The sequence below is a fragment of the Streptococcus sp. k-402 genome, assembly GCF_013277515.1.
GTDB lineage: Bacteria > Bacillota > Bacilli > Lactobacillales > Streptococcaceae > Streptococcus.
In genome coordinates this window covers 87,955-100,220 of the sequence record NZ_VMNB01000001.1, presented here as the reverse complement: position 1 = coordinate 100,220, position 12,266 = coordinate 87,955, and the positions used below count along the sequence as shown (strand labels likewise).

Annotated in this window: 16 protein-coding genes; 2 read left to right on the top strand and 14 right to left on the bottom strand. The window is 40.7% G+C overall.

The features are described 5' to 3' along the window. The first annotated feature begins 2 nt into the window (after positions 1–2). On the top strand, positions 3–989 hold the full coding sequence (locus tag HT724_RS00515) for a LacI family DNA-binding transcriptional regulator (protein WP_173276597.1): 987 nt from the start codon (positions 3–5) through the stop codon (positions 987–989). 28 nt (positions 990–1,017) lie between these two features. On the opposite strand, the gene HT724_RS00510 is transcribed toward HT724_RS00515, so the two are convergent. The 14 genes from HT724_RS00510 to HT724_RS00445 form a co-directional block, all read right to left on the bottom strand. Then, a complete protein-coding gene (locus tag HT724_RS00510; protein ID WP_000806276.1) occupies positions 1,018–1,959 on the bottom strand; it encodes a YitT family protein in 942 nt (313 codons plus the stop codon). Beyond that, a complete protein-coding gene (gene aspS, locus HT724_RS00505) occupies positions 1,937–3,700 on the bottom strand; it encodes an aspartate--tRNA ligase (protein ID WP_173276596.1) in 1,764 nt (587 codons plus the stop codon). Before aspS ends, HT724_RS00510 begins: the two co-directional genes overlap by 23 nt. 154 nt (positions 3,701–3,854) lie before the next feature. Next, positions 3,855–4,085 carry a hypothetical protein gene (locus HT724_RS00500; RefSeq protein ID WP_000832184.1) on the bottom strand — a complete coding sequence of 77 codons (231 nt, stop codon included), beginning with the start codon at positions 4,083–4,085 and terminating at the stop codon, positions 3,855–3,857. A 17-nt stretch (positions 4,086–4,102) separates the two neighbouring features. Next, positions 4,103–4,744, bottom strand: a complete 642-nt coding sequence (locus HT724_RS00495; protein ID WP_173276595.1) for a type II CAAX endopeptidase family protein — start codon at positions 4,742–4,744, stop codon at positions 4,103–4,105. 9 nt (positions 4,745–4,753) lie between these two features. Beyond that, the gene (locus HT724_RS00490) at positions 4,754–5,452 is read right to left on the bottom strand and encodes an ABC transporter permease (RefSeq protein WP_173276594.1); all 699 of its coding nucleotides are present in this window, start codon (positions 5,450–5,452) and stop codon (positions 4,754–4,756) included. Beyond that, entirely contained in the window at positions 5,445–6,269 is an 825-nt protein-coding gene (locus HT724_RS00485; RefSeq protein WP_138701920.1) for an ABC transporter ATP-binding protein, read from the bottom strand. The genes HT724_RS00490 and HT724_RS00485 overlap by 8 nt, the downstream gene beginning before the upstream one ends. 10 nt (positions 6,270–6,279) lie before the next feature. Then, positions 6,280–7,020 (bottom strand): DUF3169 family protein, encoded by a 741-nt coding sequence (locus HT724_RS00480; protein WP_173276593.1) that lies wholly within the window; start codon positions 7,018–7,020, stop codon positions 6,280–6,282. Positions 7,021–7,022: 2 nt separating this feature from the next. Beyond that, a complete protein-coding gene (locus tag HT724_RS00475; RefSeq protein WP_050253606.1) occupies positions 7,023–7,220 on the bottom strand; it encodes a hypothetical protein in 198 nt (65 codons plus the stop codon). Further along, positions 7,207–7,395 (bottom strand): hypothetical protein, encoded by a 189-nt coding sequence (locus HT724_RS00470; RefSeq protein WP_173276592.1) that lies wholly within the window; start codon positions 7,393–7,395, stop codon positions 7,207–7,209. The genes HT724_RS00475 and HT724_RS00470 overlap by 14 nt, the downstream gene beginning before the upstream one ends. Continuing rightward, on the bottom strand, positions 7,395–7,601 hold the full coding sequence (locus HT724_RS00465; RefSeq protein ID WP_020900531.1) for a helix-turn-helix transcriptional regulator: 207 nt from the start codon (positions 7,599–7,601) through the stop codon (positions 7,395–7,397). The genes HT724_RS00470 and HT724_RS00465 overlap by 1 nt, the downstream gene beginning before the upstream one ends. Positions 7,602–7,610: 9 nt before the next feature. Next, positions 7,611–7,925: a hypothetical protein gene (locus HT724_RS00460; RefSeq protein ID WP_173253475.1), complete on the bottom strand. Its 315-nt coding sequence runs from the start codon at positions 7,923–7,925 to the stop codon at positions 7,611–7,613. A gap of 144 nt (positions 7,926–8,069) precedes the next feature. After that, on the bottom strand, positions 8,070–9,350 hold the full coding sequence (hisS, locus tag HT724_RS00455) for a histidine--tRNA ligase (protein WP_173276591.1): 1,281 nt from the start codon (positions 9,348–9,350) through the stop codon (positions 8,070–8,072). Positions 9,351–9,428: 78 nt separating this feature from the next. Further along, on the bottom strand, positions 9,429–10,676 hold the full coding sequence (locus HT724_RS00450) for a transporter (RefSeq protein ID WP_173276590.1): 1,248 nt from the start codon (positions 10,674–10,676) through the stop codon (positions 9,429–9,431). A gap of 201 nt (positions 10,677–10,877) precedes the next feature. Further along, on the bottom strand, positions 10,878–11,729 hold the full coding sequence (locus tag HT724_RS00445; protein WP_173276589.1) for an Rgg/GadR/MutR family transcriptional regulator: 852 nt from the start codon (positions 11,727–11,729) through the stop codon (positions 10,878–10,880). 123 nt (positions 11,730–11,852) lie between these two features. Between HT724_RS00445 and HT724_RS00440 the strand changes: the two genes are divergently transcribed. Beyond that, on the top strand, positions 11,853–12,194 hold the full coding sequence (locus tag HT724_RS00440; protein WP_033687487.1) for a metal-sulfur cluster assembly factor: 342 nt from the start codon (positions 11,853–11,855) through the stop codon (positions 12,192–12,194). The last annotated feature ends 72 nt before the right edge of the window (positions 12,195–12,266 follow it).

Below are 12,266 nucleotides of genomic sequence, written 5' to 3'. Positions count from 1 at the left end.
TTATGCCCGTTACGATTAAAGACGTGGCCAAGGCTGCTGGTGTTTCACCTTCAACCGTAACCCGTGTTATTCAAAATAAATCAACCATTAGCGACGAAACAAAAAAACGCGTTCGCAAGGCTATGAAGGAGCTCAACTACCACCCAAACCTCAATGCTCGCAGCTTGGTAAGTAGCTATACTCAGGTGATTGGTTTGGTTCTTCCTGATGACTCAGACGCCTTCTACCAGAATCCTTTCTTTCCATCGGTTCTACGTGGTATCTCTCAAGTCGCATCTGAAAACCACTATGCCATTCAGATAGCAACAGGAAAAGATGAAAAGGAGCGTCTCAACGCTATTTCACAAATGGTCTACGGCAAGCGTGTAGATGGGCTAATCTTTCTCTATGCCCAAGAAGAAGACCCTCTCGTAAAACTCGTTGCAGAAGAACAGTTCCCCTTCCTTATCCTAGGTAAATCTCTATCTCCTTTCATCCCACTTGTCGACAACGACAATGTTCAAGCTGGTTTTGATGCGACTGAATATTTCATCAAAAAAGGCTGCAAACGCATTGCCTTTATCGGAGGAAGTAAAAAGCTCTTCGTGACCAAAGACCGTTTAACAGGCTATGAACAGGCGCTTAAATATTACAAACTTACCACTGACACCAATCGCATCTACTTTGCAGACGAGTTTCTGGAAGAAAAGGGCTATAAATTTAGCAAGCGATTATTCAAGCACGATCCACAAATTGATGCCATCATCACAACCGATAGCCTCCTAGCTGAAGGTGTTTGTGACTACATCGCTAAGCACCAACTGGATGTCCCTGTTCTCAGCTTTGACTCGGTTAATCCCAAGCTCAATTTGGCAGCCTATATAGATATCAATAGCCTAGCCCTCGGACGCACTTCTTTAGAAACTATTCTCTGCATCATCAATGATTCTAAAGAAAATAGACAAATCTGCTACCGTCAGTTGATCGCCCACAAAATTATCGAAAAATAAAAACCAGCTCGCGCTGGTTTTTTGGTCACTAATTTTCTGTTTCAACGAACCGTCCCAGAATATGAACATTCTCAGATACAGAGACAAAGGCGCCTGGATCCACCTGTTTCATAATCTGTTTAAACTCATTAAACTCTGCACGTGTAATGACAGTGATTAAAACTGCCTTTCTCTCGTGATTATAGGTTCCTTCTGCATCGTGGATCATGGTTGCTCCGCGGTGCAATTTTTTATGGATTTTTTCAATTACCTTGTCTGGATGATTGGTCACAATCATGGCCTGCATGCGTTTTTGCTTGGTAAAGACGGCGTCTGTCACACGGCTAGAGACAAAGATGGTAATCATAGAGTAAAGAGCGTATTTCCAACCAAAGGTCAAACCTGCTATCAGCATGATGGTCCCATTTACCAAGAAAGAAATACTACCGACATTCTTACCCGTTTTCTTGCGAATGGTCAGGCTGACGATATCCGTCCCACCACTGGAGATATTGTTGCGAAGAGCAAAACCAATCCCCAAGCCCATGACAACACCCCCAAAAAGGGCATTGATAATGGGATCCTCAGTCAAAGTCGCCACAGGGACAAACTGGATAAAGAAGGAACTCATAGACACCGTGATAAATGTAAAGACGGTGAACTTATGGCCAATCTGATACCAAGCTAAGACCATCAAAGGGAAGTTAATGGCGTAGAAGGTTAGCGAAATCGGGATATGAAAACCAAACCAGTGATTACTCAAGGCAGAGATAATCTGTGCCAGACCTGTCGCACCACTCGAATACACATGCCCTGGTTGGAAAAAGAAATTGACCGCTACTGCTGATAGAAATCCATAGACCAGAGAGGCCGAAATCTTCTCATCATATTTTTCGCGAGAGATGCTTTGTAAGACACGTAAAATTTTTATCTGATGAGCAAAGCGGCGCAGATAATAGCGCCACCGCTTAATTCGTTTTGCTTGTTTCATCTTCTTCTACTTGTAAGCTGAGTTCCTCTAGTTGTTTGAGAGCTACTGTTGAAGGAGCTTGTGTCATTGGGTCACTTGCCTTATTGTTCTTAGGAAAGGCAATGACTTCACGGATATTTTCTTCTCCTGCTAAGAGCATGACAAATCGGTCAAGCCCGATCGCCAAGCCACCGTGTGGTGGGAAACCATAGTCCATGGCTTCAAGAAGGAAGCCAAACTGGTCATTTGCTTCTTCGGCTGAAAAACCAAGAGCCTTGAACATACGTTCTTGAAGGTCTTTTTGGTTGATACGAAGGCTACCACCACCAAGCTCATAACCGTTCAAGACAATATCGTAAGCAATGGCACGAACCTTAGCCAAATCACCTTCTAATTCGTGAGCAGTCTCTTCCTGTGGAAGGGTGAACGGATGGTGGGCGCTCATGTAGCGACCTTCTTCTTCAGACCATTCAAACATTGGCCAGTCAACCACCCAAAGGAAGTTGAATTTATCGCCATCAATCAAACCAAGCTCTTTGGCAATACGGCCACGAAGGGCACCAAGCGTTGCATTGGCCACTTCAAGCGTATCCGCCACAAAGAGAACCAAGTCTTTATCTTCAAGAGCAAGCGCTGTTGTCAATTCTGCTTGGATACCAGTCAAGAACTTAGCAACTGGTCCGTTTAATTCTCCATCAACAACCTTGACCCAAGCAAGACCTTTGGCACCGTACTGCTTGGCTACTTCCGTCATCTTGTCGATGTCTTTACGTGAATAGTTGTCCGCAGCTCCTTTGACCACAATGGCTTTTACAGCAGGTGCTTCTGAAAAGACTTTGAAGTCTACACCTTTGACCACTGCTGTCAAGTCCTGAAGCAACATGTCAAAACGGGTATCTGGCTTATCAGAACCATAAAGAGCCATCACATCATCGTATTTCATACGAGGGAATGGAAGTGTCACTTCGATGCCTTTGGTTTCCTTCATCACGCGCGCAATCAAACCTTCTGTAATATCTTGGATTTCTTGCTCAGTAAGGAAGGACGTTTCCAAGTCGACCTGGGTAAACTCAGGCTGGCGGTCTCCACGCAAGTCCTCATCACGAAAACATTTAACGATTTGGTAGTAACGGTCAAAACCAGCATTCATCAAGAGTTGTTTCGTGATTTGTGGACTTTGAGGAAGAGCGTAAAAATGCCCTTTATTAACACGAGACGGCACCAAGTAATCACGCGCCCCTTCAGGCGTTGACTTAGAAAGAAATGGTGTCTCCACGTCGATAAACTCCAACTCATCCAAGTAATTACGGATAGAGTGGGTCACCTTAGCACGAAGTTTAAGATTTTCCAACATTTCTGGACGACGAAGGTCAAGGTAACGGTAACGCAAACGCGTATCGTCATTGGCCTCAATACCATCCTTAATCTCAAATGGTGTTGTCTTAGCTGTATTAAGCACTGTCAGAGCTGTCACGTTTAACTCAACTGCACCAGTTGGCAACTTATCATTGGCTTGCTCACGCGCAGCGACCTGTCCAGTCACCTCGATAACAAATTCGCTACGAAGGCTTTCAGCTGTTGCCATGACCTCTGCAGAGACTTTTTCAGGGTTGATAACCAACTGCATGATTCCTTCACGGTCACGAAGGTCGATAAAGATCAAACCACCAAGGTCACGACGACGGCCAACCCATCCTTTCAAGGTCATTTCTTGTCCGATGTGTTCCTCACGAACACGACCAGCATACATACTACGTTTCATTGTTTCTCTCCTCTTTTATTCTGTTACTATTTTACCATAAAAGCGCAGGCTCTTCATGAAAATCAGCAGAAAAGTTTGCCAGTCTTTAAAAATCAAGTGACAACCCTAAAAATTAGCGCTAATACAAAAATCCGATGAACTTCACCGGACTCTTTTATTTTGAATTTTTGCCTGCTTTACGCTTTTCAGCAATTTCGGCTGCCTTTCGAGGCAAGACAATTTCCGTTGTGTAAGCTGTCCCAAAGCGCAAGACACCTGCAATAGGGGCAAAGACAACTGCTAGATAGTTGTAGAAGAAATCGCCCTTAAAGGCATAAGCTAGCGCTCCAATGATGAAAAATAGAACGACTGCCTGAATCACTGCTAATAAAATTACTCGTTTCATGTGACCTCCTGACTCTATTATAGCATGAGTATCATCAAAAAGCCGACTAAATTATTCAAAGCGTGGAGAGAAATACTGTAGACCAGACCTTTTTTGCTAATATAAGCCAAGCCCAAACTAAAACCAAGGCTAAAATAGACAAAAAATTGTTGCACATCACCTGGGAAATGAATCAAGGCAAACAGAACACCGGACACCAGAAGAAAAATCAGAGTTTGTTTACTATTGTCCTGCTTAGGAAAGAGATAGCGTGCTAACATCCCTCTAAAGATGAGTTCTTCCGTCAAAGGAGCAAAAATAACGACAGCAAAGAATGAGAAAAGTGGTTGAGACAAGGTCAAGTCTGTCGCTATTTGTTGATTTACTGAAGGATCATCTGGCAAGAAAAACTGGACAACCAGAGATAAGAACCAAACCAAGGCAGGAAGCCAAATAAATCGGTTGAAGCCACTCTTCTCAATACGAACAGGACCTTTCTGATACCATTTGTAAATACCGTACACATAAACTCCAGCCAAGGCCACATAGAGTAGGGTAACAGCATAGGGTGAAGCGCCTAAGGCAAGCGAAGTAGTCGCGAGCCCCTGAATGAAGCCATAGATGAATAAAAAGGATAGAAGGGCTAGAAAAAACCAGCCAAGGTTTTTAAGTAGTTTCATAAAGTTCTCCTATCTTGCTTTATAACTGTTTTTCAATACAAAGAGGTTCGCTATTCCTAACACAAGTACCCAGGCAAGTAACATACCAATATTAGAAAAAGATATTTCCCCACCTTTTTGATTTAAAAGATTTACAATAGGACCGACGAACGAGTAATCTAACACTTTCTGAGCCGTATCATTTTGAAGAGCAATTATAGGTAAAAAAGAGACAATTAACATAGGGAAGATACTATAAACTTGCGCTTTAGATTGAGTATCTGAAACCGCACCGATTAGAAGGTTGAGAAAAATAATACTAATCGTTGCTAGGAGCAAATAGATAACGTAGGCAACTAAATAACCAGATACATCTACTCTAAGATAGATGGGAAGTGCAATCATAGCAAGCAACATTATCAGAATAGGGAGAACGAGCATACTGAAAGTATATTCTGTTGCTGTCACACCACTTAGAATGAGTGATTTAAGATTTCGTTTTTCCTTATCTTCTGCCATCATAATCGATACCATATAACCACTTCCCATGCTCAAGACCATCGTCAAGCTAGCAGATAGTAAAATTAGGCTCAATTGTCCATTCTTATTTAAAAATTCATTATATACAACAGCAATACCAAAAGGCATCAATAAAGTCGCCAACAAAGTTGAATTGCTAATAAGAACTTGTACTCTTAACCATAGTAGGGCATTTAATTTTCTAAACATCTAACTTTTCTCCTGTTAATCTGATAAAGATTTCTTCTAAAGTCGGCTCACAAGAGTGAACCACCATCAAATCTGTCGTGTCTAAATGTGGCAATTCTTCAAATGGAACTATCTGTTCTCGTCCATCATTATAAACCACACGTACTTTCTTATCCACATGGTACTTCTGGATGATATCTTGCGGACTTCCATACTCTATTAAGTTTCCCTTATTTAAAAGAGATAAGCGATCACAAAGCAGAGTTGCTTCATTCATATCATGCGTGGTCAGAAAGATAGTTGTCCCCGCCTGCTTTAATTCTTGGAGTAGGGTATGAATCATCTTAGATGTTGTAGGGTCTAAGCCACTGGTTGGCTCATCCAGAAAGAGAATCTTAGGAGCATTCAGAAGGGCACGAGCCAAGAACATTCGTTGTTTCATTCCAGTAGATAACTTTTCTGCGATAATATCTTTAGCATCTGCCAATCCAACCTGTTGGAGCACCTGATTTACTCTATCTGCCTTGAGGCCATATAACTTAGCATAGATGAGAAGATTTTTGTAAAGACTCATCTTTTCATAAAAACCACTGCCATCACTAACAATACCAATTTGTTCCAAATCATTTGAGGTTAAATCTTGAGAATTCTTGCCTAACAAAACTGTTTTACCTTGATCTGCAGCCAACTGACCTGTTAAGACATTGATCATGGTTGTTTTACCTGAGCCAGAAGGGCCAAGAAAACCAAAGATTTCACCTTCCTTAATCTCAAAAGAAATCTGATGAAGAGCTTTTTTGCTCCCAAAACTTTTGCTTACATTTTCAACACGAATCATAGAAACTCCTTTATTTGAAATAACGTTTTACCATAGGCAACTGCATCACATTGATATAAATATGGACTACAGCTACAGCTAAAAGACCTAATAACTGAATTTCTCCCGTAAGTACAGAAACAATATCAATCAAAATATACAAACCTGGTAAAACATATTGGTTTAATTGAAATAAAATCCGAAAACTCTGTTCCAAATTAGCTTGTCGTTCTCCTTCATCGTAAGAATTTACATAATCTAACATATCTTTTGGAATAGAGAAAAATGCCAAATCAAACTGACGAACAATCGAAATCGTCTTGAAAAGATATTTTTGAACACTGAAAATCAGCACTAATGCCAAAAAAGAAAGAGATAAGGTTATATGGCTTCCATTTAGTACAACCGCTTCACTACCTGAGATGAAAAGAGCCAATAAAATCGCTACACTTGCAATATTAAAAGCAATGGTTCCAAACTCGAGATTCCGATACATTTGCACATAATAAGTTTCATTCAGATCATCATCCATTTCCTCTTGATACAAGGAATGAAATTTTCTGCTTTTCTTTAAGAAATTGAATGTCAAAAGAATGCTAATGAAACCTAACACTAAACAAATAGCTGATATCCAGGGTATCAAGATTTTTACATCTAACATAATTCCGTGGGATTCGGCAACAGCCTTAAACATCCCTACAAAAATGCCCAAGAAAAATCCCAAGACAACAACCATTAAAAACAACAATCCACGTTTCTTTTTCTTTTTCATATTCATTCTCCTTTTTCACTTGCTAGATTTTTGGATTTCTTTTCAATCCAGTCAACGACTGGGATAAGAGCAAAGTAGGCCCAAATAAATTGGTCGCTGTAATAGAGATCAAACCATCCTAGATTTGTTCCAATTAGTAGACACAGGCTGACTAATAGAGCTATGGCAACTACATAATAAATCACTTTATACTTGTTCATCATTTTTCTCCTTTTTCTTCAACCGATTGAAAATAGACAAGAGGACTAAGTTAATCCAAAACAAATACTTACTTTCAACAAAATAGAACCACCCCAGTAATGTTCCAATCATAGCAAAGGCATTCACAATAAGAGCAAGAACACTCATGTAATAAATCACTTTAAACTTGTTCATCACTCGTCCTCCTCCAAGCGAAATACCGATTCGACTGTTTCATTGAAAATTTGAGATATTTTCAGGGCAATGATAATGGATGGGGTGTACTCATCCCGTTCTAGTAGGCTAATGGTCTGTCTGGAAACCTCTGCTAGCTTGGCTAGTTCGGTTTGATTGAGGCCATCGCGAGCTCGAAGCTCTTTTAGACGATTTTTTAGTTGCATGTTACACACCTACTCTCCGTCAAATTCAACTGTTTGGATATCCTCAATACGTTGCAACTTGATTTTTTCTTTTCCCGTCTTGTCTACATATCGTAGCTTGACCCATTCCTCATCAACATCCACAACTTCCCAAAAATTTGTTCCAAATAGTTCTCCAATGATTGTTGGTTTCTTTCCAATCATTTCTTGCAATAATCTCGACATTTCTGCGTTTCCTTTCTCTTTTCTTTCGATTACCTTTAACCTCTTCTCTAACCGCTTGATTTTCTTAGATTGACTCATATAAATCAAGACGAGAAAAGGAAACAAAATCCATACCCACATGTGGCTCCCTCCTATTTCTTAACTTGCTTATATTGTAACACATCTTTTTCTTTTTGACAATCATATTTGTCAAAAAGTTTATGATTTTTGTCATTTTGCAAAAGAAAAAGGTCAGGAATAGGTTCCTGACCGGTTTATCTATCATTAAAATCCTAGTTTTTCAAAGATTTCTGAGAAGCTTTGGTTGATTGTCTCAAGTGACACTTGCACTTCTTCTCGGGTTTGATTATTCTTGACCGTTACTTGTCCGCTTTCGACTTCACTCTCTCCTAAGGTGATGAGGGTCTTAGCCGCAAAGACATCGGCTGACTTGAACTGAGCTTTTAGTTTACGATTGAGGTAATCACGCTCTGCTTTGAATCCTTGTTGGCGAAGGGCTTGCACCAATTCCAAAGCCTTGGCATTTGCTCCTTGACCCAAGACTGCGATATAGACATCTAGGGCGTTTTCGATAGGGAGGGCCACACCTTGCTTTTCAAGAATGAGAAGCAGACGCTCTACACCAAGTCCAAAACCAAATCCAGCAGTTTCAGGGCCTCCAAAGTAAGCAACCAAACCATCGTAGCGACCACCCGCACAGACTGTCAGATCATTGCCCTCAATCTCAGTGATGAACTCGAAAATGGTGTGGTTGTAGTAGTCCAGACCACGCACCATATTGGTATCGATGATATAGTCTACTCCCAGATTTTCCAACATCTGACGCACAGCATCAAAGTGAGCTTGGCTTTCTTCATCAAGAAAATCCAAGATAGACGGTGCATTCTCTACAGCCACCTTGTCTTCTTTTTCCTTAGAGTCTAAGACACGGAGAGGATTTTCCTCCAAGCGACGTTGGCTATCCTTAGACAAGGTCTCCTTGAGCGGTGTCAAATAGTCAATCAAGGCTTGACGGTAGGCCGCACGGCTCTCAGGATTTCCAAGAGTGTTGAGGTGCAATTTGACACCTTGGATGCCGATTTCTTTCAAGAAATGGGCCGCCATCGCGATGGTTTCCACATCGGTGGCTGGATTGCTAGATCCAAAACACTCAACACCAATCTGGTGGAACTGGCGCAAACGCCCTGCCTGTGGACGCTCATAACGGAACATTGGTCCCATGTAGTAGAACTTACTTGGCTTTTGCACTTCTGGGGCGAAGAGTTTATTTTCCACATAGGAACGGACAACGGGCGCTGTGCCTTCTGGACGGAGGGTGATATGACGGTCACCCTTGTCATAGAAGTCGTACATTTCCTTGGTTACGATATCAGTCGTATCTCCGACAGAGCGGCTGATAACCTCGTAATGCTCAAAAATAGGCGTGCGCACTTCTGCATAGTTATAGCGCTTGAAAATCTCACGGGCAAAGCCCTCAACGTACTGCCATTTGGCAGATTCAGCAGGTAAAATATCCTGCGTTCCTTTTGGTTTTTGTAATTTCATAGGGAATCCTCTTTAAACTTAATAGTCTTATTTTACCATAAATAGAGTGATTAAAACAGTGAGAGAAAAAATTAGGATTCAAATATCATTTTTGAGATTAAGACCTGTCAAAAGAATAGCTAGCAAGGAAAGACCAACAAATAGCATCCAAGTCAACTGTATATTCCATACAGCTACAAGTGAAAAACAGGCTGTTCCCACAGGTATGGATAAGGTAAACAATAAACCTAAAAAATTACTGGTACGAGCTAGAACCTCTGGAGCTAGATTTTTCATGAGCATGGCACTAATCTTTGGTTGAACTTTACCAGACACATACAGAGTTAAAAAGAGAAATAGCAAACCAAGTACGACTTGATTGAATACGTTAGCCAGACCAATTAGACTAAGTCCTACGGTAGCCCACATCATCAATCTAGGCAAAGACTGCTTCCCAAAATAATCATTGCCCGTAAGGCTACTAATGATGATTGCTAACAAAACACAGACTTGATTGATAAATAGTGTCTCTGTGTAAGAAAAATTCAAGAGAGAATGGCTCAAAAAGAAGATATTATAAATTCCACCCAAAGCGCCACCCAAGGCATTGATAAGCAAGACAGCAAAGAGCATAAAACCAAAGTTTTTCTGTCCACTTTTAAGAAAAACGAGACGTAAATTTCGATAAATCGTTAGGAACTGGTCTTTGATAGGAAGCTTCTCATTTTTTAGTGATTCACCATCAGGAGATGAAATTGACAGGCTCAATTTGCTTCTTCCTAAAAAGAGAACAGAAGCTGATACGAGGAAAAAACAGGCATTGATTCCCGCAACGAGAGAAAAATTGTTGACCGATAGACCTAAGAGCCAGACTCCAAAAGCTTGACCACCAATAGCTGAAATATAGGTGATGAACTGGGAAAAAGAATAAGCCTCCATCAGATCATCTTCAGCTACTTTTTCTTTAATGAGAGGCATGCGCAAACCACCTGCAAAATCACTGATGACATCACTAATGACATTGATTAAACACAGGCTAGAAAAGGCAAAGAGACTAGCTTGCTGGACAACTAGGGCTGCCAGAAAAAATAAAACCGCCTGAAACAAACCACTATAAACCATCCATTTGACCTTGTCCCTCGTGTAATCTGCCCGAATCCCTACAAAAACTGTAAAGAGAGTCGGAAGAATCATGACAATATTCGCCATGGCAACCGCAAAAGAGGCTTGTTGCAAGGTCGATGCATAGACGATAAAGACCAGATTGAAAATCGAAGCACCAAAAGCATTGAAGAAGCGTGACAAAGTCAAGAGACGATAAGCTTGATTTCTGAACAATAGTTTCATAGGTAATCTCCCTTCTTGTTCGAAGTTCTTATGTAAAGTATGACTATAGTATAGCACTTGGAAATTTGAGAGAAAAAACTTTTGAATATATGCAACAAATGAAATGAGCAAAAAGAAACGATAGAATTTCTCCAGTGACACGAGAGAGCCCATCAGTTCTATCGCTTAAAATTTCAAATGATTTTCTTAGTTTGCAGATATTCAAGAATCGAGAGTTTTTCTATAGTATTCGGCAGATTTATTACAACCAAGCATCTCAAAAATACGGACAGCATCCTCCATCTTTTTCTGGCCTTCTTTGACTCTGCCTTGCTTGCTATCAAGGAGACCTTCCGCCCACAAATAGACAATTCGGAAATAGGTTTCATTTTCATTGTAGAAATGCTCTTCGATAACACGTTTAAAATAAGAGGCATTGGTAAATTCTTCACACTCAATGCTGGCTAAAAAGCCATTCAATAGTATAGTGTGAAAAAGGTTTCGATTGCCAGACATTCCCATTAGAAAATCAGATTTGCGGACCATTTCTCGTACATATCTAGTAAAAAGAGAAACAGATAAAAAGGGTGAACTGACTGAAAATAAATTGAGTTCATAGATTCCCCAGATCTCAGTAGAAAACAGGTAATCATGAAGGACTTTTCCTTCCTCTGCCGTTAACTCTACCGTTTCATCCATACTCTTCATATAAGACTTGATCATAATGGCATTTAGAATATGTTTCTGTTTGTTTTGAGAATGGGCATGCTTTTGATACTCCCTGCGATACAAGTCCTCAAGCGGAGCTATGTTCTTTGGATCCAAGACATCTATGATTTCTTTTCTCAACTCAGAATCTGTATCATACTGAAAACCTCTCGCCAGAAAGAGGATTTCCTCCACACTGGCAGATATATTTCCCAGAGCAAATAGAAACTTTTCCACCGAAAGCTCACTCTGACCTGTTTCAAATCGGGACAACATAGACGGCGAAAATTGTCCCCCAGTTGCTTGTCTCAGCGAGATATTTCTTGACTCTCGTAGTTGTCTAAAGACTTTTCCAATCTGCTCCATAGGCTTCCCCTTGATTCAGTATTTTCTTCATTTTATCATATTTTTCAGAAAATTCATCAAAAACTTGCCAAATTGTCAGAATTATGAGAAAATAGAGGATATTTATCACGTGGAGGGACTGTAATGAGAGACGATATCAAAATCAATGACCGTGCTTTGGCCTTACAAGACCAAATTATCGAAAAACTAGAGAAGGTTTTTGATACAGATGTGGAATTGGATGTGTACAATCTAGGGCTGATTTATGAAATCAATCTGGACGAAACAGGTCTCTGCAAGATTGTCATGACCTTCACCGACACCGCCTGCGATTGCGCCGAAAGCCTGCCTATCGAAATCGTGGCAGGTCTGAAACAAATCAAGGGTATCGAAGATGTCAAGGTTGAAGTTACCTGGTCGCCCGCTTGGAAAATCACACGAATCAGTCGCTACGGCCGCATTGCCCTTGGACTGCCACCTCGTTAATACTCTTCAAAAATCTCTTCAAACCACGTCAGCGTCGGCTTGTCGTAGGTATATGTTACTGACTTCGTCAGT